Here is a 24,471-nt window from a genome sequence, read left to right on the forward strand (position 1 = left end):
ATCCTATTAACAAACTCTATTTTTCTTGTGAAGTACTTTGACAAGCATTCTCTAAAAAAATTCATAAAAATTCATTCTTGTCAGCTTAATCAAAATCAGCTAATTTTAACTTACTTTATTATAGCCTTATTTTCTAAATAAAATGCAAATTAAACCGCTTACTCCCATAGACCGATCGTCAAAAACATCCGAAATTTTAGTACAACTAAAAAATATTGAGGTCACTTTTGCCGAAAAGCAAGCATTACAAAATATTAATCTCACTATTTATAAAAATTCGATTACCACTATCGTTGGCCCTAATGGTGGCGGAAAATCAACCTTACTTAAAGTATTGCTCAAATTACTTAAGCCTAGCCAAGGGCAAGTAATTCATCAACCCGGTCTAAAAATTGGTTATGTTCCACAAAAATTACATTTAGATCATTCAATGCCCATTACCGTCAAAAAATTCCTTTCGCTAAAACCTAATTGCTCAACGCCGTCAATTGCAGCAGCGTTAACACTGTTTTCAATTGAACATTTAGCACAAAATAGTATACAAAAACTATCCGGCGGTGAATTACAACGTGTTTTACTTGCTAGAGCCATTTTAGATCGACCACAATTATTAGTGTTAGACGAACCCATGCAAGGCGTAGATATCAGTGGTCAAACTGAATTATATCAGTTACTCACTCAAACACGAACTTGGCTAAACTATGCCATTCTAATGGTCTCGCATGATTTAAACATTGTGATGGCGAATACAGACGAAGTATTATGCGTCAACAAGCATATCTGTTGTGCCGGTAGCCCTGAATTAGTTTCAAATGATCCTAATTTCATTCATTTCTTTGGTGATCAATTCGCTAAAAATGTAGCATTCTATTCCCATCGTCATAATCATCACCACAATTTGCACGGCGATATTTGTAAAGGTAAATGTGAATGTTAAATCGTTTTGCTTACCCGCATAACGCACTAAATCTGACTAAATTTTTACAAAGTTCCGCAGAAAACTGACCTCTTATTTGTTATTATTCTGTTAAAAATAGGAATAAATCTGCTTGCTGAATAACATTTTTAAGCATACAGTTATCTTATCGATTGAACCATTGCAAACTAATTTGATCGAATTCATCCACTTTAGCGTATATAATAGCGCTAAATTTTATCGGCAAAATACAAGGTCAGGCATTTATGCAACATAATAATTTTGAAGATTGGTTAGCATCCTCCGTTTTTGGCGGCTCAAATCAAGCTTATGTTGAACAAATATATGAACAATATCTTGAGAACCCCGCAAACGTGGATCAAAGCTGGCGTTTAATTTTCGATCAATTCCCATCTAACTCATCTAAAGAACATTGTCACTCCCAAATTCGCTATCATTTCCGTCAACTTGCCCGCAAACACCACACCAACACCATGAAGGTTTCTGATCCCACCGCTAACACGAAACAAGTACGGTTACGCCAATGGATCAATGCACACCGCTTCCGTGGGTATTTAGAAGCCAAACTAGACCCGCTAGGTTATTACGGTTGGAAAACGTCACAAGTACCTGAATTAGATTACCGCTATCACGGCTTTACTGACGCTGATCTAAACGAAACCGTTACCCTTGGACAGTACGTGTACGGCAAAGAAAGCATGAAGCTTGCTGATCTTGCCGAAGCATTAAAAATGACTTACCTCGGTAGTATTGGTCTAGAATTTATGCATGTGCAAGATGTTGAACAACGTAATTGGTTACAAAGTAAAATTGAAAGTCTATGCCAACAACCACTCTTTACTGCACAAGAAAAAACCAATTTACTCAGTGAACTGACCGCTACTGATGGGCTAGAACGCTATTTAGGTGCAAAATTCCCCGGCGCTAAACGCTTTTCATTAGAAGGCTCTGATGCCTTTATTCCAATGATGAAAGAAATTATCCGCCACGCCTCTCGCCAAGGCGTAGAACATATCGTAATGGGTATGGCGCATCGTGGCAGACTTAATATGCTAGTCAATGTACTTGGCAAAAAACCGGCTGATTTATTTGCTGAATTTGCCGGTAAACCGGCTGATGCACAACGAACTGGCGATGTTAAATATCATCAAGGTTATGCTTCACTTTTTGAAGTTGAAGATAAAAACGTTCACCTAACCTTGGCGTTTAATCCATCACATCTAGAAATTGTCAACCCAGTAGTTATTGGCGCTGTTCGAGCCCGCCAACAACGTTTACAAGACACTGAATACAATAAAGTGTTAGCGGTCTCAGTGCACGGTGATTCTGCCGTCGCTGGACAAGGTGTTGTGCAAGAAACATTAAATATGGCCAATGCACGCGGTTATAAAGTAGGCGGTAGCATTCGAATTGTAATTAACAATCAAATTGGATTCACTACCTCAAATCCAACAGATACTCGTTCGACGGAATTCTGTACGGATATAGCTAAAATGATCCAAGCACCGATTATCCATGTCAATGGTGATGATCCTGAAGCGGTCGCTTTTGCTGCCAGAATGGCGGTTGAATACCGAACATTATTCAAACGAGATATCTTTATTGATCTCATATCCTATCGCCGTCATGGTCATAATGAAGCGGATGAACCCGCTGCCACACAGCCTATGATGTATCAGCTAATCAAAAAACATCCTACCCCACGTAAAATTTATGCCGATCGTTTAATCAGTGAAAGCCTACTAACTGAAAATCAGGTAACCGCTATGGCTAATCACTATCGCGATGCTCTCGATCAAGGCGACTGCGTAATGGCAGAATCCCGCGCGCTCGACAAGACGAAAAGCGAGTGGTTACAATATTTCAACGATGATTTGAGCGCTCCGTATCAGAGCAAATTTGCTAGTGAACGCTTTAACACTTTAGCCGAACGACTTTGTCAGCTTCCTGAGCATTTACAGCTACATTCAAGGATTGAAAAAATTTACCACGACCGCAAACAAATGTATCAAGGCCAAAAATTATTTGATTGGGGAATGGCAGAAACGATGGCGTATGCCACCTTATTAGATGAAGGTATCCCGATTCGATTGTCTGGCGAAGATGCCGGCCGCGGTACATTTTTCCATCGGCATGCCGTTATTCATAATCAACAAGATGGAAGCAATTATATACCTTTAATACATTTACATGCTCAACAAGCTCGCTTTGAAGTCTGGGATTCCGTCCTCTCTGAAGAAGCTGTATTAGCATTTGAGTATGGCTATGCTATAACAGATCCTAAAACCTTAACCATCTGGGAAGCGCAATTTGGTGACTTTGCGAATGGTGCTCAAATTGTGATTGACCAATTTATTAGTTCAGGTGAACAAAAATGGGGAAGAATGTGTGGCTTAGTGATGTTATTACCTCACGGTTATGAAGGTCAAGGTCCGGAGCACTCCTCTGCACGCTTAGAACGTTACTTACAACTTTGTGCCCAACAGAATATGCAAGTTTGTGTCCCCACAACGCCAGCACAAGTCTACCATATGTTACGCCGCCAAGCGCTCAGAAAAATACGCCGACCGTTGATTGCACTTTCACCCAAATCGCTATTACGCCATCCATTGGCGGTGTCTAGCTTAACAGAATTAACAGAAGGTCAATTCCAAACGGTTATCGCTGAAATCGACCAACATATCGAAGCAAGCAAAGTAACGCGCATTATTATGTGCTCAGGCAAAGTTTATTACGATCTACTCGAACAACGTCGCCAAAATAACCAGACAGATATTGCGATCATTCGGATTGAACAGCTTTATCCATTCCCATTAGCAGAGTTAACCGCAATAATCGCAAACTATCCACAAGTTACTGATTTTATCTGGTGCCAAGAAGAACCATTAAATCAAGGTGCTTGGTATTGCAGTAAACATAATTTTGAAGCGGCCATACCTGCCAAAGCTAAACTGAGCTATATCGGCCGTCCGGCCTCTGCCTCACCGGCGGTAGGGTATACTGCGTTACACCTAGAACAACAACAACAACTGATTGAACAAGCATTAACGCGTTAAATCACTATTAATTATTCAACATAAATAGGGTCGGCAACATTCATACCGACCAAAACATTAGCTAAATTGAAAAGGATTATTTCTTATGAGTATCGAAATTCTCACCCCCATCCTGCCTGAGTCAGTCGCTGATGCAACGGTTGCAACTTGGCATAAAAACATCGGCGAAACCGTCAAACGTGATGAAGTATTAGTGGAAATTGAAACCGATAAGGTGGTGTTGGAAGTGCCCGCACCTAATGACGGCCTATTAACTGAAATTATCCAACCAACCGGCTCAAGTGTTGTGTCCAAACAACTTTTAGGCAAACTTTCAACGATCCAAGCGGGTGATATGGCTCAAATTACTGCAAAACAACCGCCACAACGCCAAACGACTGAGCCACGTACAGATACACATAATGATATCGACTCACAAAGCCCATCTATACGCCGACTATTAGCTGAGCATAATATTGAAGCACAAGCCATTCAAGGTTCAGGCATAGATGGCAGAATTACACGTGAAGATATCCAACAATTCCTAGCAACACAATCTAGCCAGCAAGCGTCCACGGATTTAACGGATAGTCTAAACACGATTGCTTACGCAGATCGTAGCGAAAAACGCGTGCCAATGACACGCTTACGGAAACGAATTGCAGAACGTTTACTCGAGGCTAAAAACAGCACAGCTATGCTGACAACCTTCAACGAAGTCAATATGCAACCGATTATGCAATTACGTAAACAGTATGGCGAAAAATTTGAAAAACAACACGGCGTCCGCTTAGGTTTTATGTCTTTCTATATTAAAGCGGTAGTTGAAGCCTTAAAACGTTATCCTGAAATCAACGCATCAATTGACGGCGAAGACGTGATTTACCACAACTATTTTGATATTAGCATTGCGGTTTCTACACCACGAGGTTTAGTAACCCCCGTTATTCGTGACTGTGACAAGCTATCTATGGCAGAAATTGAAAAAGCCATCAAACTATTTGCCGATAAAGGGCGCGATGGTAAATTAACCGTAGAAGAGCTAACTGGTGGCAACTTCACCATTACCAACGGCGGTGTATTTGGTTCACTCATGTCAACACCGATTATCAATTCACCACAAAGTGCGATTTTAGGTATGCATGCTATTAAAGATCGCCCTATTGCGATGAACGGCGAAGTCGTTATCCGTCCAATGATGTATTTAGCATTATCTTACGATCATCTCTTAATTGATGGCAAAGAGTCTGTCGGCTTTTTAGTGAGCATCCGTGATTTATTAGAAGATCCAACAAGATTACTGCTTAAGATCTGATATTTGTCAACTTCACCAAGTTCATTCATAATACGACTGCTTGTTGTAAAACAACTGGTCTTATTTTTTTGGAGTCTTTAATGAATTATCACTACCCTAGCGCCTATGATATTTACCCCGATCGTAACCAAAAATCTTACCGCTGGAAACGCCTACGTTTTAATATTCGTTCGTTATGGCATGCAAAATACATCAAAAAATTTACCGCTTTTGCTAATCAACAGCCAGAGTTGGCAACTTTTTTAAATAGCAGAGCAAATTACAGTTACCCATTAGTACATCGTTTTTTAGATAAACGTTGGAATGCTGAACAACGCCTCACAGCAATTTGTGACAATTTAACATTTCTCACGCAAAAATTTGCAACACAACAAACCCCATTATTGCAACAAAAAATCTGTTTTGGTGAAGTTGCCGAAGATTTTGCTATCTACCTAAATATTAATGAACAACAACCAATGGAAGGCTTTTGGGCATTAGAATTACGCCAACAAAGCACACAAAGCCTAATTTATCTGCTTACCTTTGGCAAGGTTGCCGATGACTTATTAATTGCCGCTATTCAAGGCACCAATACAGAAAATGGCAAAGATATTATCAAACAACTCACTAAACAATACCACGGGCTACGTCCGGCCTATTTAATGGTGGAGGTAATGCGTTTACTCACTCAAGCACTAGGCTATAAGCAATTATTAGGTATTCCACACAAATACCAAAACAAATCCCGCCTCATTCAAAGTAAACGTTATTTTGTCGATTACGACACTATTTTCAGAGAAAGCGGTGGATATTTAACAAAATATTGGCAACTTCCGTTAACTATCGATAAAGATCTAACCCACATCGCAAGTAAAAAACGCTCAATGTACCGAAAACGTTTCGCGATGCTAGAACAATTAGCGCAACAAATTAACACCCTTTTCGCTAACTAAAAATGATAAAAAGCTCAGCTTAATGCTGAGCTTTTACCGTTCTAAACCTGTGTTATCCTACTATTTTGAAAGCTGAGGCCCCGCAGCGACTAACGCTTTACCCTCTTCATTCGTAGTATATTTTTCAAAGTTTTTCACAAAACGTGCCGCTAGATCTTCAGCTTTAGCATGCCATTCTGCTGCTTCTGCATAAGTATCACGCGGATCTAAAATTGCAGTATCAACACCTGGTAAAGCATCAGGCACCCTCAAGTCAAACACTGGCAACGCATGCGTTGTGGCTTTCTCAATTGAACCATCTAAAATCGCATCAATGATACCACGCGTATCTTTAATCGAAATACGTTTACCTGTTCCATTCCAGCCGGTATTTACCAAGTACGCTTGTGAACCAGCAGCTTCCATCCGTTGCACTAATACCTCTGCATATTTGGTCGGATGTAAGGATAAGAATGCTGCACCAAAACACGCAGAGAAAGTCGGCGTTGGTTCAGTGATACCACGTTCAGTGCCGGCTAATTTAGCCGTAAATCCAGATAAGAAATAATATTTAGTCTGTTCTGGCGTCAACTTAGCCACCGGTGGCAATACACCAAACGCATCAGCGGTTAAGAAAATAACTTTTTGTGCATGACCAGCTTTTGAAACAGGTTCAACAATATTATCAATATGATAGATTGGATAAGAAACACGCGTATTTTCAGTCTTAGATTTATCAGCAAAATCAATAGATCCGTCTTCCGCCACCACAACATTTTCTAATAATGCATCACGGCGAATCGCGCGATAAATATCTGGTTCATTTTCCTCAGACAGATTAATCGTTTTCGCATAACAACCACCTTCATAGTTGAACACACCATGTTCATCCCAGCCATGTTCATCATCACCGATTAGCTTACGTTTTGGATCAGTAGAAAGAGTAGTTTTACCGGTGCCCGACAAACCAAAGAAAACCGCTACATCCCCCTCTTTACCCACGTTAGCAGAACAATGCATTGAAGCAACATTTTTAAGTGGCAACAAGTAGTTCATCATTGAGAACATTCCTTTTTTCATCTCACCACCATACCAAGTGCCACCAATTAGCTGAATACACTCAGCCAAGTTAAAGGCAACAAAGTTTTCTGAGTTTAAACCTTGTGCTTGCCAATTTGGATTGGTTACTTTTGAGCCGTTCATCACGACAAAATTTGGTTCAAATACCTTTAACTCGTCCGCTGTTGGACGAATAAACATATTCTTAACAAAATGTGCCTGCCAAGCTACCTCAGTAATAATACGAACCGCTAAACGATACGTTTTACTTGCGCCACAAAAAGCATCAATCACAAATAAACGTTTGTTAGATAGTTGATGCATTACTACATCTTTTAAATTTTCCCAAGTGCTTTGGCTCATCGGTTTATTATCATTTTTTACCGCTTCAGATGTCCACCAAACATTATCTTTCGTTGTTTCATCATAAACAATATACTTATCTTTGGGTGAGCGCCCTGTAAAAATACCCGTATCAACTGCTACCGCACCAGAATTTGTCAGCACACCTTTTTCAAACCCATCAAGGCCGGGTTTCATTTCTTCTTCAAATAGCTGTTCGTAACTAGGATTATGTACGATCTCTTTCACGTTAGTAATGCCTAGTTGTGCTAGTTCTTGTTCAATACGGCTTAACATAAAATTACCTCGTTATGTTTTGTAAAAGTTAAAAATTATAAATTGCACTAATTATAATTTATAATCAATTTCAAAAAAATAAAATATTAAGTACTTCAAATTTTTAGTAAAACTCAAATTACTCAATAATTACTTTAAATGATATTCATCATATTTACTAACTCTATCACACAAGCATATAAAGCTTAAAGACGATTTAATTTTTTATTTTTGCACAAAATAAAGGTAAACTACTAGCCAAACATTTATAACCTTGATGTAGAGAAACAAAATGCGATTAATGATTGTCTTTTTCGGCTTACTATTGTTCTTTTTTCAATACAGTTTTTGGCTAGGCAAAAACGGCTGGCAAGATTATAAAAATGCCAAACTTGAAGTACAAAGACTGACTGCAGAAAATATCAAACTTAATGCACGTAATGAATTGATCGCCGCAGAAATTGATGATCTCAAAAACGGGGTGGATGCACTAGAAGAACGTGCACGCCTAGATCGTGAAATGGTAAAAAGTGATGAATATTTTTACCGCATTGTGCCTCGTAATTAATAGAGAATCATTAATGAACAGAAAAATTATTGCAATAATTCCCGCTTCAGGCATAGGTAGCAGAATGAATACCGCCTTACCCAAGCAATACCTCACTCTGCAAGGCAAAACGATTTTAGAACATACCGTTGCCATCTTCTTAAATCATCCTCAAATTGACAAAATAGTTATTGCACTTTCGGCAAATGATCAACATCATCAACACATTAGCTTATTAACTTCCGACAAAATTCAATTAGTCAACGGCGGAGCGAGCCGAGCTGAATCCGTATTTAATGCATTACAAAGTATTGATGAACATAGCTGGGCATTAGTACACGACACAGCCAGACCTTGCCTCAAGCGCTCAGATTTAGATAAATTATTACAAATTACCGATCAAAACGGTGCCATTCTTGCCAGCCCTGTGGTTGACACTCTCAAACGAGCAGAAGGGAACAAAATCAGCCACACTGAAGATCGCACAACATTATGGCACGCCCTCACGCCACAATTTTTCCCGACGGCTTTACTCAAACAAGCGCTACAACAAGCCTTTGACCGTCAGCAAAATGTCACAGACGAAGCTTCGGCAATGGAATTAGCCGGTTATCAACCGACCTTAATCACAGGTAGCAATAGCAATTTAAAAATTACCCGCCCCGAAGATCTTGCTTTAGCAGAATTCTATTTAATGCATTCATTGGAGAAATAAAATGATAAGAATTGGACACGGTTTTGACGTACATGCTTTTGGCGAAAAACGACCGCTCATTATTGGCGGAGTTACAATACCCTATCATACAGGCTTTATTGCGCATAGTGATGGCGACGTCGCTTTACACGCCCTAACAGATGCATTACTTGGTGCCGCCTCACTAGGCGATATTGGCAAATTATTTCCCGACACCGATCAACAATATAAAAATATCGACAGCCGTAAATTATTAATTGAAGCCTACCGCCAAGTACAAACCAAAGGCTACCAAATATCGAATATTGATATTACCATCATTGCACAAGCGCCTAAAATGCGACCGCATATTGACAACATGAGACAACTTATTGCTAACGACTTAAATTGCGATATCGATCAAATTAATATTAAAGCCACGACCACAGAAAAACTCGGCTTTACTGGTCGTGGTGAAGGAATTGCGTGTGAAGCGGTTACTTTATTATCCAAAAAACCGTTTAGCCACGATGTATAACGATAGATAGCCCAATTCAGCCATTCATCACTCAATGTTAAACGACACGCCAACAACTCATTATCTAATCAATTAGACTGATAGCTGAGAATAAGCGCTTGCCTTATCAAAAAATTGGCCTATAATAACCGCTCTTACACAAGTTAAATTGTGTAATCCTATGGGGTATTATTGGTTTCTCGCAGCAGAATTTAGCTTACTTAGTCAGGTCCGGAAGGAAGCAGCTTGGGTTGAATTTCTGGGTGCCGAGAGTCGCTGGTAATACCCCACCATTTTGGTAAAATATAATACCGCTTCCATAAAAAACGCGGGTTTAATCCCCGCGTTTGTGATCTACTACTTACATAGCCATCTTAGCTTCGACAGATAATTTAGCCGATTCACTATCAAAATTTGCTTTAAAATTACCGTTAATCGCATGGGATGAACTATGTGCTTGTTCAGTAGTAACAGTGCCTGACAATGATTTATTATGTTGAGCATGAATAGTAGTACCTTGTAAATAAGCATTTTTAGTTTCAATAGACACATTGTCGCCCGCTAAATGACCTGTAACAGCCTGATTTACCTCACTACCATGGCCATCTATACCTAATCCCGCAGTTAACGATTTAGGCGTAATTGCCGATGGTGGAATAACGCTAACTTCTCCCCCTATTTCTGCATTAACGCTTATACCATTTGCATGTTGGGTATCCGTTGCCTGAGTAAATCTAGCAATTTCAGCCCTAACATTTAAATCTTTTGCTGCAGTAATATCTGTTGCTTGGCTTTCTAATTTAGTCGTATTAATATTCACATTAGATCCATTAATCTCAGATTTCTGTACTGTCGTCGAGGATGTACTTTCCTGCCCATATGAACCGTTAATATTAGCACCTACGTCATATTTAGCAAAATCGGCAGTGCTGACAGAAACCCCTACATTAATACCCGCGTTCACTCCACTCGTAGTTACTTTATCTTCTACAGCAGATAATTTATGTTCTTTACTATTTAAAGTTATATCGCCATTAGCACGATATTGAGTACCCTGATCAATAAGTTTTTCACTTTGAGAATTAATATTGTTTCTCGCAGTAATCTGTGTAACTTTATGAGTTGTGACCTGTCTTTCTGAATCACCACCGCCGGCCTGTATACCTAATTTTGTGGAAACACCATTTTCTGCATGCAAACCAACATCTAATGCCAAGGAAACCCCACCATGCGTTTTCTTCTCAATACTTTCATTTTTAGCCGCAAGGTGCTCAATAGATTTTGCGGTTTCATTAACATTATGGCCCGCATTAATATTACTCCCTACATGGGTACTATGTTGCGTATTTAAATTTACATCGTGCCCGGCTTGGATACTACTCGTTTGCGCTATAGATTGCGTTTTATTTATATCACTGTATTGAATACCCCATGCTACCTGATTCGTAACACCGGTTAGTTTTGCAGTTACCGTATCAGATAGAGATACGCTTAACTTACTTTCTGTTGATTTCATTACATCGTATTCTGCTGTCGTCGTTAATGTGTTAGCTTTAATATCAGCATCATTTGATGCTATAACCTCACTATTAGCCAGCTCTACATTTCCTGCTTCTAATCTAACATTATTACCTTCTAATCTGCTGGCAGAATGCGTTATGGCTTCCTCATTTTTATTTTCTTCAGAGTAACTGATCAAATCAGTATGCGCACTTACTGATTCATCTGATACCGCTTTTTTTACTCCAGCAAGTACTTTTTCTTGCAAATTATCTATTTTACCTTGCATTAAATCTGGTAAAACTTCACCCGTAACCGAAACAGCAATATTTTTTACTGTATCAAGGCCTAACGAGGTATCAAGGCTTCCTTGAGTTGTAAGACCACTCCTTTCACTCTTTCTTTCCGCTATATTTTGACCGCCTTTTACATAAAGGTTAGATTTATCATCTGTTTTAACAATCAGATCACCTAAAGATTTCACTAAGCTACCTGCGACTTCAATATAGCCAGCATCCGAAACTAATTTTAAATTAGACTCAGACTTCACAGTACTACCACGAGAGACCGAATTCTGTTTAAAATCCTTAGCCGACGCCTTAGTGATATCAAATACTGTTCCTTTACGTATTACATTTAACGACGTAATTTCATTCTTTACATCATCTATAACCAGTCCGCCCTTATGCGCTCTTACAAGCGCTTCTTTACCAGAAACTAAACGACTACCCGAAATTTTAACGCCTTTTTCAGAATCAATATACGTCTTGCCATTAATAACTAGATCCGCACCTTGCTGTAATGTAATTGATTCTTTCTTTTTCACTGTATTTGAACCACCAATTCCACCCCAATAATTTTCATAATTATCAATATTATTAGAATTCAATATGTTTTCGGCATTAACAGTGGTTGAGCCTGTGTTCTTAACAAGAAAATCTCCACCGGTCCTAACTTTCACACCAGATAACTTAATATCGCCGCCGCCAATTTTTAAATTACCTTTAATGTCAAGCTCTGATGCAATATATTGAGATTGTTGGTTTTGATTAAATTTTTTTCCGGTAGTTAAATTACTCGTTTCATTTTTAAATTTTTCCACTTTCTTATTTCGGTTAATATTTTGCGTGCCCCTTAAGGTTACACCTTGCTTACCATAAAGCGTTGTATTTTGAGCCGTTATTTTTAATGATTGCCCATCAATAGCGCCTTGGTCAGCAACAATTTCTACATTATCCCCTTTAATAGAAGTAACATAATTTATTTCTTCCTCTTTAAATGTTTGATTATTATGATACCAGCTACCTGACGAACGATTCTTTTTTTCATCACTTGTATTTAACGTTTTCTCTGTACCAAATCGAGATTTAGCGGCTTTTAATACTATATTTTTACCGGTTAGATTAGCACCATTGATAGTCAGTTGATTAGTAATATTTAAATTAATATCATCGCCTGTAATCATAGAAGCTTGATATTCTTGTGAAGTTGATTTTAATACATACTTATTCTTATCATTCTTATTATTATTCTTTGTATCAATATGCCCGTGAACTTTCAGATTTCCCGCGCCTATATAAACGGAATTAGTGCCTTTTAATTGTCCCGTTTCTATATCTAACGTCGCACGATCATCTGTAGAATGAATTCGTATTCGATTAGCTTGAATACTTCCAGCAATTTTACCATCTAATACCTTTCCTTTATTTGGTAAAACACTAATAGATAATTGATCATTATTAACATTAATTTCATTATATCCGGTAATAATATTTACATAATCCTTTCCCTTAATGTTACCCTTGATATTAACAACCGGTGCAATTAAATTTAAATTTGTATTTTCTGCAGATATATCTTTCGTAGTAGAAATATTATGACTTCCATCAATACGATAGCCTTTAAGTACGCCATCTGTAATATTAGTATTACCTACAACTAAAGAAGCATTAGAGATATTAATAAAACCACAGCCATCACAACTCATTCCATTTGGATTCACTAATATATAATCAGCAATTTTCCCTGCAATTTCTTGTTTTCCAAGTAACTTAGAAGGATCTTTGCTGACAACTTCATTCAAAATAATATTCGCTGAAGCTTGTGTTAAATGAGGATTCGCTAAAATATTACCGGCTAATTGTGTATGAATATCTGTTTGCGCATTATTCAACACCACGCCACTAACATCAACATTGTATTTACTATATTGATTATAAGATAGGCCAGAAGCACTTGGTGCGGCAATATTGATAATTTCAATATTATTTTTATCTTTTTTATATACATTTGTATTGCTAGAATCGCTAGAAACAATATCAGCAAAAGAGAATTGGGTATTATAATATATTGATAATACAATAAAAATTTTTGATGGCTTCCATTTTTTCATATATGTATCTCCAATTTATTTAAGTCTATATAATATGTCGTAAAAAAATAATTATAAAATAGCCGCTTAAAGGTTTAATTAGAAAAAGTATTTAATATCTATATAAATTGAATTCTCTTGTTTAGTTGCTTCTTTAGTAGAAAAGAATTTTCCTCTTGCATACTCTACATTAAGCAATGCTTTTTTATTTTCAAGATTAATCCCAACCCCATAGCCTAATGCACTTTGAGGCGCTATATTGCCTATACTATTTTTCTGTCTACCTATATCAACAAAGCCATAAGGCCCCACCTTCCAATTTTTACATTGAAAAGAAATACCTAAACTATTACGTAATATTACTGCGTTTTCTGATAAAGAACCCGCATCATTAAATCCTCGAACATTTTCTTTATTAAGCAAATCAAATTGCTTCCCACTCACCAAATAATTTTTACTATATTGTGTTTTTAATCCATGATACTGATGTAATGTTTTTCCAAAAAATTGATAATAATAATTAAAAGATAAATCAAATCTCCACTTAGAAAACTGTCCTTCAGGTTGATGCCTCCCCTGATTTCTCATCGCATTAAACCAAGGCAAACCTCGCTCATACAATAAATTAGCTAAAAATGAGCCCTGTTTAAATAAACGTAAATAACTCAACTCCGCTTGCATTGAAGTTACACGCGGGCTTTGTATTTTTACTAAAACATCTTCAAAATAATGCTTATTATTACTATGCTCGAGTTGAATTGATATATTAGAAATATAACGACTATCACGAGCCAACGTATAATTTAGCTTGGCGCCAAGCTGCCAATTTTTACCCGCTTGTTTAAGAACATTAAATTTTAAGGGTAATTGCTGCTTAAACTTAGAAATAGAGCCATAAACACTCAATGCCTTATAACCATAGGGAATTCTATAGAGCAACGATGCCGACTGAGTATAATCATGTTGAAATGATTTTAACGAATGCGTTAATCCCAAATGGAGCATATCAGAAAAACCAAATGGATTATCAACATAAGCGCCTGTTTTAGCTTGCCAGCGTCGATAAATTTTAGAGGCATTATTATCTAGCCCAATAAACCCATTAACCCGTCTCTGTTCCTCATTTACAAAATCTAAATGAATACCGCCATCTTGTTGTGTTAATACATCAACAGTTACACGACTACCAAACATTTGATTAGCTTGATCTAATGCTTGGTCAAGATCTTGAACCTTGAGTGGATTACCCAAAATATGGTATGCAATCGTATTTAAATTTACACGGTCACTCTTACTCGTTAATTTTATTACTTTACCCTCTAGCACCCGCATAATTAAAAAACCAGATAGTTTATCTTCAAACTGAAAAGGATTATGGATATAACCCTTATTTAAATAGGCTTGAGTAATATCTTGGCTCAATTGATTTAAGCGAGACTGATTCAAACATTCATTTTTTTTAGGTAAATAAGGTAATGGATCAATAAGCGTAATGCCTTGAAATTTAATTCCCTTATAAGGTAAACATACTTTAGAAGGGCTAAAATCGGTCGTATTTTTTTGAGCTTGATGCTTAATTTGATCATACTGCTGAACAGGCTCAAATTTAGTTATCGCTATATTTTCTGGCTCTGCGCGTACATAAACTGAGCATAATGTAAGAAGTGCTAACACTGTTATAATTTCACATCTTCTCATATTATCTGCCCAAACTAACCAAAAACACTCTTTTCTGAATTACACAATATTGACAATAATTCCAGCTAATTTATATCAATTTTAAATAATATGCTACAATTTACTCGAAAAATAATCGTATTTTTCATGTTAGATCTAATTAACTTTACAGTCTAATCTAGTTACGGCGCACTAACACGGCGAAAAACGCACATAAAAAAAGCGAAAAAATAATTTAATTTTTCCGCTTATTAGTCATCATTACCGTTTAAATATAATGGCTACTGTTTTACCTCTTTGGGCAACTTATATAATTGATTTTTATATAAATAACTTCCCAATAATGCATACGCCAACGCCTCTTTTTTCAGACTTTCAGGCAAAGCCTTCGGCACTAAGGCTTGTGTTTTAGCATCATAACTAAAACTTTCGATCGCTGTATTTGGGCGCATAACGACCACATCACCATTACCTTTCATCATTGCTTGTGTTGAATCATACTGCATAATCGCACGATCTGGATTAACCGGTTGCGTTAAATCATAACCAATCATTGGATATTCACCACTTACCCCGGCTAATGACAACAACGTAGTTGGCATGTCTAACTGACTAACCAACCGCTCATCACGTCTTGGCGCAATACCATCACCAATAAATAATGCCGGAATATGGAAATGGCGAATCGGCACCAAATGTTCACCAAACGCGCGCGAATCATGATCAGCAATCACCAAAAATAACGTATCTTGCCAATAATCTGCCTGTTTTGCTAACGTAAAGAAATGGCCAATCGCATAATCGGCATATTTCGCCGCATTATTACGCGTCTGCTTTGGTTGCTCATATAACTCAATTTTACCATCAGGAAACTCAAAGGGATCATGATTACTTGAACTAAACACTAAACTAAAGAACGGCTTACCCTCTTTATGTAACTGCGTAAAAGTTTCATGCGCCTTATCAAATAAATCTTCATCACTCACGCCCCAAGTCGCGTGAAATTTCGGATTGGCATAATCATTTTCATCGATAATGCGCGTAAAACCATTACCATAGAAAAAGCTTGCCATATTATCAAAATGTTTCTCACCGCCATAAATAAAGGACGTATCATATCCTTGACGGCGCAAAAACTCAGCGATATTAAAGAAATTATGTTGACTCTTAGTCAGCTTAACCACCGAACGTGCTGGCGTCGGCGTAAACCCAGAGGTTGTCGCTTCAATACCTCGTACAGACCGCGTACCCGTCGCATATAAATTTGACAACAACCACCCTTCTTCAGCTAAGCGGTCAAAATTTGGCGTTAACGGCTTACCTCCTAAAGTACCAACAAATTGAGCCCCCAAACTTTCTTGTAATAAAATCACAATATTTTTTGGCTTACCCCGATAAGTGGCTTGATTATACGTCAAGGTTGGAATCTCTGCCGAAATATAATCCTCTGCCGGACGACCACGTGCCTGCTTCACAACTAACAACATCTCTTCAGGCGACATCTTGCCATACTGCTCCGAGAATTTATCTTCATCTTTTAACTGCTGTACCGCATAAAGCACTGAATAGCCTGAGCTCAACACTAAAGAATTAACTAACGGATCGCTCGAAAACGCCACCATTGCAGGATTAATACCACGATGCGCAAATGAAGAACGGGCCCCAATAAACACCACCGCCGCAACCAACAACGCCAACAATGGATGCACTTTATAACTCACAAAACGAAATTGCCGTGTTGACCAACCAGATAACTTCCAATACACCACCACCGAAATTAACGCCAGCAACGAACTTATCACCACTGTCTCCAAATGCCCATTCAACAACATAGAAAACACTTCTTTCGGATGGACTAAATACTCAATAAATAAACGATTTGGACGTAAATCAAAAGTTTCAATAAAATTAGGCGTTGCCGCTTCCATAAACAGAATAAAAACACTGCCCACCGTCAACCACACGCGCAAAATCACCCGCCAAATACGACCGACTAAGTGATGATTAAACAACAGAACACTAAATAGTGCCGGCAAACCGAATAACCAACAAAGCGCAGAAATATCAATTCTAACACCTTGCACAAATAACTGTCCCCAACCATCAACTGCAGTCACTCGCTCCGCTTGCCACATCGCCAAACCAAATCGAGATAATGACAGCACAAGCAAATTGATCCCAACAAAAAACAGCACGGGAAACAATACCGAACGACGTTGCTCCATAATTTCTCCTTTTAACATAAAACAAAAGTGCTGCCTAAAATAAAATAGATAACACTCCACTAGCATAACGACTAAGATTGCACCAACAATAGTGAAAAGCGCACAAAAAGTAAAAGGAATTTGCAAATAGATAAGCACAAAGCTAAACTTATTAACGTTCCTTATTTCCCCTAACAACAGGCTAAAGAATGGCAAAAAAACCCACACAAAATTTTGAAACCACCTTGCAAGAGCTAGAAAGTATCGTCAACCACTTAGAAGCGGGCGATTTACCTTTAGAACAAGCCCTTACCGAATTTGAAACAGCAATTAAACTGGTACAACAAGGTCAACAACGCCTCCAACAAGCAGAACAACGCATTCAAATTCTACTCAATAAAGATGAACAAGCCGAACTTGCAGATTACGAATAATATGACTTACTCACTCACAACCGATCTTAATGCTATCCAACAACGGATCAACCATTTCCTAAGCAACCGACTACCACAATCACCAACCGAACAACCACCGCTTAATCAAGCGATGGCTTATGCCGTATTACTAGGTGGCAAACGCATACGCCCTTTTTTAATGTACACCACCGGCAAAATGCTAGGCGTCCCATTAACCACGCTCGACCACTCTGCGGCTGCAATTGAAGCCATTCACGCCTACTCACTAGTGCATGACGATCTGCCCGCAATGGACAATGACCAACTACGCCGCGGTAACCCGACTTGCCACATAGCCTTTGACGAAGCCACTGCCATCTTAGCCGGCGATGCCTTACAAGCGCTAGCATTTGAGCTAATTGCTAACGACCCACACCTAACCGACTGGCAAAAAGTCCAACAAATCAGAACGCTAAGCACCGCAGCAGGTGCTAAAGGCATGTGTCTCGGCCAAAATTTAGATCTACTCGCCGAAAATAAATCACTAAACTTAACCGAATTAGAACAAATTCACCGCCACAAAACTGGTGCATTAATAGTAGCCTCCGTATTAATGGCAGTTAACTTATCTGATCACGCACAAAATAATGCAATAAAACAACCGCTTGAACGCTACGCACAAGCAATTGGGCTCGCCTTTCAAGTGCAAGACGATATCCTAGACGTTATCGGCCAAACCGACAAAATCGGCAAAACAGTCGGCGCAGATCAACAATTACACAAAAGCACCTACCCCAAATTGCTTGGGCTAACACAAGCAAAACAAAAAGCACAAGACTTACACCAAACAGCACTCAACGCACTCGCAGAACTGCCGTTTAACAGCACCGCATTAAAAGAGTTAGCCGACTTTATTATTCATCGCGAAAATTAATATTAAGGAGAATTACCCCCAATGACGCATTACAGTACCAAAACGATAAAAAGTGTATTCTTTTTATCTGGAATGGCTGCATTAATTTATCAAATCGCTTGGCAAAGGTTATTATTTACCGCATTTGGCGTTGATTTAGAATCCATTACCATCATTATCTCTGTTTTTATGGCAGGGCTTGGCATAGGCGCTTACTATGGCGGGCGCATTGCCGACCGCTTTCCCACGCGGATTATTCAATTTTTTGCCTTAACTGAAATAGGCATTGGCACTTTTGGTTTAGCAAGCCCATTCTTAATTGAATTTGTTAAACACACATTCTTACATTCAACAGTACCCGCTATTGCTTTCGCTAATTTCCTATTACTGCTATTCCCCACTTTTCTAATGGGCTGCACCTTGCCACTATTAACTCAACACCTAAATCAATATATAGATAACATTGGCGACAATATCGGCTGGCTATATTTTACCAACACCTTAGGTGCCGCGACCGCTTGCCTACTCACAGGCTTCGCATTATTTAATTACCTAACATTAACCCAAGTAATTTACCTTGCTGCGGCCATCAATTACATCGTCGCCATAGCAATTTTTATTAAATATCGCAATAAGGGCAATAAAAATGACTAAAAAAGCAATATTATTATCATTTTTAGGCGGTTTTCTAAGTTTAAGCCTAGAAGTTATTTGGATTCGCCTATTAGGTTTTCAAGCAAGAGGTTTACCGCAAGCCTTTTCGCTAACTTTAGCCCTATTTTTGCTCGGTATCGCCTTTGGCTCATTAATCGGCAAAAAAGTATGCCAACAAGGCAACGCTAGCATTAATTATATCGGACATATTTTCTTCATCGCCGCGTTATTTGACTGCCTCGCTATTGGCTTAATCAGCGCAACAGATAGCATACATTCTCACTTTCTATATTCCATTTTCAGTATTTTTTGCTGTGCGCTACTACGCGGTATTGTTTTCCCAATTGTCCACCATTTAGGTTCTGGGCATAAAAAAACAGGCGCGGCAATTTCAAACGTCTATTTTGCCAACGTATTGGGATGCACTATTGCCCCCATTTTCATCGGCTTCTATTTACTCGACCAATTTACCACTCAACAAACCTATTTAATCGTAATCAGTATCACACTGATTATCGCTTGTTTTTGCCTGACCAAGCGCATATTCAAAGCAATCACCGCCCTATTTGCCATAAGTGTCGTATTTGCCACCGCATTATTGCCTGAAAAAATGATCAGCACGCTAGCAAATAAAGAAGATATGCAACTAGAAACATTGATTGAAAATAAACACGGCATTATTCAAGTCTATCTTGATAAAAATCAGGACCATATTGTTTATGGCAGCAATGTTTACGATGGACAACTAAATGTTAATTTAAACCACAACAGCAACGGCATTCATCGTGCTTATTTACTACCGGTTATCGCACCGAAAGCAAAAAATATCTTAGTGGTTGGCTTAAGCACCGGCTCTTGGGTAAAAGTATTAACCAGTATGCCTAATCTAGAATCAATCACCGTGGTTGAACTAAACCCAGCTTATGTACAACTTGCCTCATCTTATCCGGCAATGGCAGATCTACTAAAAGATAACCGAGTAAACATTATTACTGACGATGGCCGCCGTTGGTTAAACAAAAATCCAGATCAAAAATTTGATCTCATTTTAATGAACACCACTTTCCATTGGCGCAATTACGCAACCAATTTACTCAGCCAACAATTTTTAACGGTAACTAAACAGCATTTAACCGACAATGGCTTCATCTACTTTAATACGACTGAAGCCTTAGATGCTTATCGAACATCACAAGCCGTATTCCCACACGTTTATGCGTATGAAAATATGTCCTTAGCGTCATTAAAACCGATCGCGGTGCCGACAACGCCAGAAGTTCATCGCGCATTAGCTAATCTAAAATGGCACGACGGGCATCATATTTTCAACTCCCCAGCAGAAATAGCCGAAGGAACCGCTAGAATTGTCAATACTCCATTAATCCCCTATAAAGATATTGATTTTTCACCCTTAAAACGCCCTGCTGAAATAATTACGGATACGAATATGATCACCGAATATAAATATGGCAGGCTAAACACAAATAATTAAATAAACCCCAAAAAACAAAGCCCTCATAAGAGGGCTTTTTACAATAACATTAACACGCTATTATTTATGCCGCATTGCAGGGAACAAAATCACATCACGAATAGAAGGTGCATTGGCAAAAATCATAACTAAACGATCAATACCTAAGCCCTCGCCCGCAGTGGGTGGCAAGCCATGCTCTAACGCCACAACAAAATCATCATCTTTAAACATCGCCTCATCATCGCCAGCATCTTTAGCCGCCACTTGAGCATCAAAACGTGCCGCTTGATCTTCAGCATCATTCAATTCAGAAAAACCATTACCGATCTCACGCCCGCCAATAAACAGCTCAAACCGATCGGTTACTTCTGAATTCTCATCATTACGGCGAGCAAGCGGTGAAATTTCCGCAGGATGCGCCATTAAGAAAGTCGGCTGAATCAATTGATGCTCTGCCACTTCCTCAAAAATCGCATTAACCACAGCGCCCAAGCCCCACGATTTCTGCACCTCAATGCCTAATTTTTTAGCAATTTCGACCGCTTTCTCAATATCATCTAAATCTTCTCGTGCAATACCATTGCCATATTTAACAATCGCATCGTGCATCGTAATCCGCTCAAACGGCTGACCAAAATCAAATTCATATTCACCATAAGGCACCACCGTTGTGCCAAGAATATCCAGCGCCAACTTACGCAACAACTGCTCCGTATTATCCATTAAATCGTGATAATCCGCATAGGCTTGATAATATTCAATCATCGTAAATTCTGGATTATGGCGCACCGAAACGCCCTCATTACGGAAATTACGGTTCAACTCAAACACCCGCTCAAAACCGCCCACCACTAACCGCTTTAAATAAAGCTCGGGTGCAATACGCAAATACATATCCACGTCCAACGCATTATGATGCGTTACAAACGGCTTAGCCGCCGCACCGCCCGGAATCACCTGCAACATCGGCGTTTCCACTTCCATAAAGCCTCGTTCTAAAAAGAATTGACGAATGCCCGACACCACTTGCGAACGGATCACAAAAGTACGGCGCGACTGCTCATTTGCAATTAAATCCAAATAACGCTGACGATAACGCATTTCTTGATCAACCAATCCTTGGTGTTTATTTGGCAACGGCCGCAATGACTTCGTCAACAACTCAACGTCCGCACAACGAACCGTCAACTCACCGGTTTTAGTTTTAAATAAAGTACCACACACGCCAACAATATCGCCTAAATCCCACAAACCGACATTATCTGCATAAACCCCCTCGGCTAAATTATCTCGTGCAACATAAAGCTGAATCTGACCGCTAACATCTTGAATAATAAAGAAAGATGCCTTACCCATCACCCTTTTTAGCATAATACGGCCAACAACCTTCACCTGCGCATCCGCATCTTTTAATGCATCTCCTGCCATTTCCGCATACTCAGCCTGCAACGCATAAGCATAAGCATCACGACGAAAACGGTTCGGAAACGGATTCCCCATCGCACGAATTTTGGCTAACTTCTCACGGCGCGCTAACATCTCGCCGTTAAGATCTAATTCTTGTTCTTCAGACATTTTATTCCCTTTTGGATTAACAATTTTCTTTGCAAAGAAAAGTACAATTATACGAGCTTTTAAGCTTTTTGACTATATCGCCAAACATCTCGCCTTCATTAGCTAGCCTCTTGCCTTAAATAATTACTGCGTTAACGTCAACGGCAACACCAACGTATCCAACACAAAACTCAGCGGCACATCAACCACCGCCGCCATCGACCAAAGCGTACCTTCTTGAATTGTCTCAAAATCACGTTTTACCCCGCCATAAACACGATAATCGCGTTCAGCAAGGCTAACGACTGTGCCGCAAGCGGTCAAATAAACACTACATAACGCCAACACGATTTTTTTTAAAAAGCTCTTCATTTGTTTACTCACATAGAATATTAAATAAAACACAATTGCTTACATCGTTAATTTTACTCAATGTTATAGATAGATTAACCCTAGCGTTTATTCCCACTTTTGATCTCCTTCGCATCCACCTTAACCAAACTATCAGGTTGCGTATGCATCAACAAATCCCATAACATTCCTAACCGCGCAAAAAACTCCCGCACCCGCACCTGAATATGCCCCGCAGGATATTTAGCCGCAAAACAGACCGCATCAATATCATAATATTTAGCAATAAATAACGCCCGCTCACAATGAAAACGTTGCGAAACAATCACAAACGGCGCCAATTGATAAACCTGCTTAGCACGAATAATCGAATCTAACGTGCGAAAGCCCGCAAAATCTTGCTCAACCTGGCTAGCCGGCACACCCATATTCACTAAATCATTGCGCATCACTTTAGGCTCATTATAATAAACCGTTTGATTATCGCCACTCACCAACAACTTATCCACCTTCGCCTGCTGATATAACGCCGCTGCCGCAGCCAACCGATAATGATAATAAAGATTTAACTCACCGCTTGCATAAAATTTTGCTGTGCCCAACACCACCGCATAAGACCGTGCCGGCAATTGATCAATCTCCGTAAACAACCGATCCTTTACATACCAACTGGTTAAACCATCCACCATTAACAACATCGACGCCGCCAACAACAACCCCGCCGCCACACACTTCAAGCAACGCATCAACCGCCCCGCCAACCTTCGCACGCTATTATTGCTTATCCACATCATCAATCGCCACACTATCCACCTATCCGCTCCAATCACGTAATCAATTAAAATACCTGACTAAAGTCAGCTATAAAAACAACTGATAAACCTAACCTAGCCAACCACCTAGCATAACCAAGTAACCAAAAATTGCAAGTCACCCTCCCCCAAGCCTCTCGCCCCATATCACTTTACGCACAAACAGCACTTTCTTTACACAAAATTGACAAAAGTGCGCAATCATTTATCCTCGCACCCGCCATTAACCTTAACATCAATCTCAGCAATCAAATAAGATAAACTAATTAATCATGGCTATCAATAAGCCATATATTGCTTATTTTTAGCCTAAAAGCCCGCAAAAAACCGCCAAATTTACTCAAAACACATCCACTAGCGCCAAAAAAATCAACCAAGCCGCATTTTTTCGAATAAACTAATCTGGTCTAACCAGCAACAAAAACCGACTTAATCCACCGCTTTCTTACTTATAAATACCATAAAATTATTATGGCAAATAAAGATAACTCATTAATTTAAAATATTTTTTTAATCAAAAAAGCCAAACCATTTCGTAGCATCTCCCACGCCCACCAAACCTAATAGCTCCGCAAGCCAACATTACACAACATTACAGAATTAAAAAATGATTGACACTTATTGCCACCGCTTTATAATTCCCTCCCGTAGTCATAACCGCGTGGCGCCGATGAGCAAACAGTAAACACCAACTCATTTATATGATTAACCTAAAAAAACAACATAATTTATTTTATATCTGGAGAAAAAGATGTTATCCACATTAACAACGCAAGCTTATATTTCAGCTACTGAATCTGTACGTGCCGGTATCCGCCGTTTTAAAGAAAACCAACAAGGAGTAACTGCGATTGAATATGGCTTAATCGCCGTCGCAGTGGCAGTCTTAATTATTGCTGCATTTTATAGTGAAAATAGTTTTATAAAAAAACTACAAAGTAAATTTTCTAG

The 24,471-nt window shown here is 38.9% G+C and carries 19 protein-coding genes and 1 other RNA gene; 13 read left to right on the forward strand and 7 right to left on the reverse strand.

Going from position 1 to position 24,471, the window contains the following annotated elements:
- Positions 1-142: 142 nt before the first annotated feature.
- From znuC to BMX01_RS03975, 4 genes are all read left to right on the forward strand, one after another.
- Positions 143-937 (forward strand): zinc ABC transporter ATP-binding protein ZnuC, encoded by a 795-nt coding sequence (znuC, locus tag BMX01_RS03960; RefSeq protein ID WP_064081818.1) that lies wholly within the window; start codon positions 143-145, stop codon positions 935-937.
- 245 nt (positions 938-1,182) lie between these two features.
- Positions 1,183-3,993 (forward strand): 2-oxoglutarate dehydrogenase E1 component, encoded by a 2,811-nt coding sequence (sucA, locus tag BMX01_RS03965; protein ID WP_064081817.1) that lies wholly within the window; start codon positions 1,183-1,185, stop codon positions 3,991-3,993.
- Between the two features lie 85 nt (positions 3,994-4,078).
- Positions 4,079-5,287, forward strand: coding sequence for a 2-oxoglutarate dehydrogenase complex dihydrolipoyllysine-residue succinyltransferase (odhB, locus tag BMX01_RS03970; protein ID WP_064083301.1), 1,209 nt, complete (start codon positions 4,079-4,081; stop codon positions 5,285-5,287).
- A gap of 80 nt (positions 5,288-5,367) precedes the next feature.
- The gene (locus tag BMX01_RS03975; protein ID WP_064081815.1) at positions 5,368-6,222 is read left to right on the forward strand and encodes a VirK/YbjX family protein; all 855 of its coding nucleotides are present in this window, start codon (positions 5,368-5,370) and stop codon (positions 6,220-6,222) included.
- 60 nt (positions 6,223-6,282) lie between these two features.
- On the opposite strand, the gene pckA is transcribed toward BMX01_RS03975, so the two are convergent.
- A complete protein-coding gene (pckA, locus tag BMX01_RS03980; RefSeq protein WP_064081814.1) occupies positions 6,283-7,899 on the reverse strand; it encodes a phosphoenolpyruvate carboxykinase (ATP) in 1,617 nt (538 codons plus the stop codon).
- 271 nt (positions 7,900-8,170) lie between these two features.
- On the opposite strand from pckA, the gene ftsB reads away from it, so the two are divergent.
- The 4 genes from ftsB to ffs all read left to right on the forward strand — a co-directional run bounded on the left by ftsB (position 8,171) and on the right by ffs (position 9,901).
- Positions 8,171-8,446 carry a cell division protein FtsB gene (gene ftsB / locus BMX01_RS03985; protein WP_010945200.1) on the forward strand — a complete coding sequence of 92 codons (276 nt, stop codon included), beginning with the start codon at positions 8,171-8,173 and terminating at the stop codon, positions 8,444-8,446.
- 13 nt (positions 8,447-8,459) lie between these two features.
- Positions 8,460-9,140: a 2-C-methyl-D-erythritol 4-phosphate cytidylyltransferase gene (ispD, locus tag BMX01_RS03990; protein ID WP_064081813.1), complete on the forward strand. Its 681-nt coding sequence runs from the start codon at positions 8,460-8,462 to the stop codon at positions 9,138-9,140.
- Position 9,141: 1 nt separating this feature from the next.
- Positions 9,142-9,636: a 2-C-methyl-D-erythritol 2,4-cyclodiphosphate synthase gene (gene ispF, locus BMX01_RS03995; protein ID WP_064081812.1), complete on the forward strand. Its 495-nt coding sequence runs from the start codon at positions 9,142-9,144 to the stop codon at positions 9,634-9,636.
- 168 nt (positions 9,637-9,804) lie between these two features.
- Positions 9,805-9,901, forward strand: an RNA gene (gene ffs / locus BMX01_RS04000) — signal recognition particle sRNA small type.
- Positions 9,902-9,976: 75 nt separating this feature from the next.
- Here ffs and BMX01_RS04005 read toward each other — a convergent pair.
- The 3 genes from BMX01_RS04005 to BMX01_RS04015 form a co-directional block, all read right to left on the reverse strand.
- A complete protein-coding gene (locus BMX01_RS04005) occupies positions 9,977-13,507 on the reverse strand; it encodes a two-partner secretion domain-containing protein (RefSeq protein ID WP_064081811.1) in 3,531 nt (1,176 codons plus the stop codon).
- Between the two features lie 78 nt (positions 13,508-13,585).
- Complete coding sequence (locus BMX01_RS04010) at positions 13,586-15,184, reverse strand: ShlB/FhaC/HecB family hemolysin secretion/activation protein (RefSeq protein WP_064081810.1); 1,599 nt, start codon at positions 15,182-15,184, stop codon at positions 13,586-13,588.
- Positions 15,185-15,444: 260 nt separating this feature from the next.
- Positions 15,445-17,388 (reverse strand): LTA synthase family protein, encoded by a 1,944-nt coding sequence (locus BMX01_RS04015; RefSeq protein WP_074647806.1) that lies wholly within the window; start codon positions 17,386-17,388, stop codon positions 15,445-15,447.
- Between the two features lie 188 nt (positions 17,389-17,576).
- Between BMX01_RS04015 and xseB the strand changes: the two genes are divergently transcribed.
- Genes xseB through BMX01_RS04035 form a run of 4 tightly spaced genes read left to right on the forward strand, consistent with a single transcriptional unit; the run spans position 17,577 to position 20,821 of the window.
- A complete protein-coding gene (gene xseB / locus BMX01_RS04020) occupies positions 17,577-17,801 on the forward strand; it encodes an exodeoxyribonuclease VII small subunit (RefSeq protein ID WP_010945193.1) in 225 nt (74 codons plus the stop codon).
- A gap of 1 nt (position 17,802) precedes the next feature.
- A complete protein-coding gene (gene ispA, locus BMX01_RS04025) occupies positions 17,803-18,696 on the forward strand; it encodes a (2E,6E)-farnesyl diphosphate synthase (protein ID WP_074647810.1) in 894 nt (297 codons plus the stop codon).
- A gap of 21 nt (positions 18,697-18,717) precedes the next feature.
- Entirely contained in the window at positions 18,718-19,329 is a 612-nt protein-coding gene (locus tag BMX01_RS04030; RefSeq protein ID WP_064081807.1) for a fused MFS/spermidine synthase, read from the forward strand.
- Positions 19,322-20,821, forward strand: coding sequence for a fused MFS/spermidine synthase (locus BMX01_RS04035; RefSeq protein ID WP_064082991.1), 1,500 nt, complete (start codon positions 19,322-19,324; stop codon positions 20,819-20,821). The genes BMX01_RS04030 and BMX01_RS04035 overlap by 8 nt, the downstream gene beginning before the upstream one ends.
- Positions 20,822-20,881: 60 nt before the next feature.
- Here the strand turns inward: BMX01_RS04035 and lysS are convergent, their stop codons facing one another.
- From lysS to BMX01_RS04050, 3 genes are all read right to left on the reverse strand, one after another.
- On the reverse strand, positions 20,882-22,378 hold the full coding sequence (gene lysS, locus BMX01_RS04040) for a lysine--tRNA ligase (RefSeq protein WP_064083304.1): 1,497 nt from the start codon (positions 22,376-22,378) through the stop codon (positions 20,882-20,884).
- Between the two features lie 123 nt (positions 22,379-22,501).
- Positions 22,502-22,729, reverse strand: coding sequence for a YceK/YidQ family lipoprotein (locus tag BMX01_RS04045; protein ID WP_010945187.1), 228 nt, complete (start codon positions 22,727-22,729; stop codon positions 22,502-22,504).
- 80 nt (positions 22,730-22,809) lie between these two features.
- A complete protein-coding gene (locus BMX01_RS04050) occupies positions 22,810-23,454 on the reverse strand; it encodes a SanA/YdcF family protein (protein ID WP_412556280.1) in 645 nt (214 codons plus the stop codon).
- An 817-nt stretch (positions 23,455-24,271) separates the two neighbouring features.
- Between BMX01_RS04050 and BMX01_RS04055 the strand changes: the two genes are divergently transcribed.
- The coding region (locus BMX01_RS04055) for a Flp family type IVb pilin (protein WP_074647816.1) at positions 24,272-24,471 on the forward strand (200 nt) is incomplete at its 3' end.

The sequence above is a fragment of the [Haemophilus] ducreyi genome (assembly GCF_900109315.1).
GTDB classification, from domain to species: domain Bacteria; phylum Pseudomonadota; class Gammaproteobacteria; order Enterobacterales; family Pasteurellaceae; genus Haemophilus_B; species Haemophilus_B ducreyi.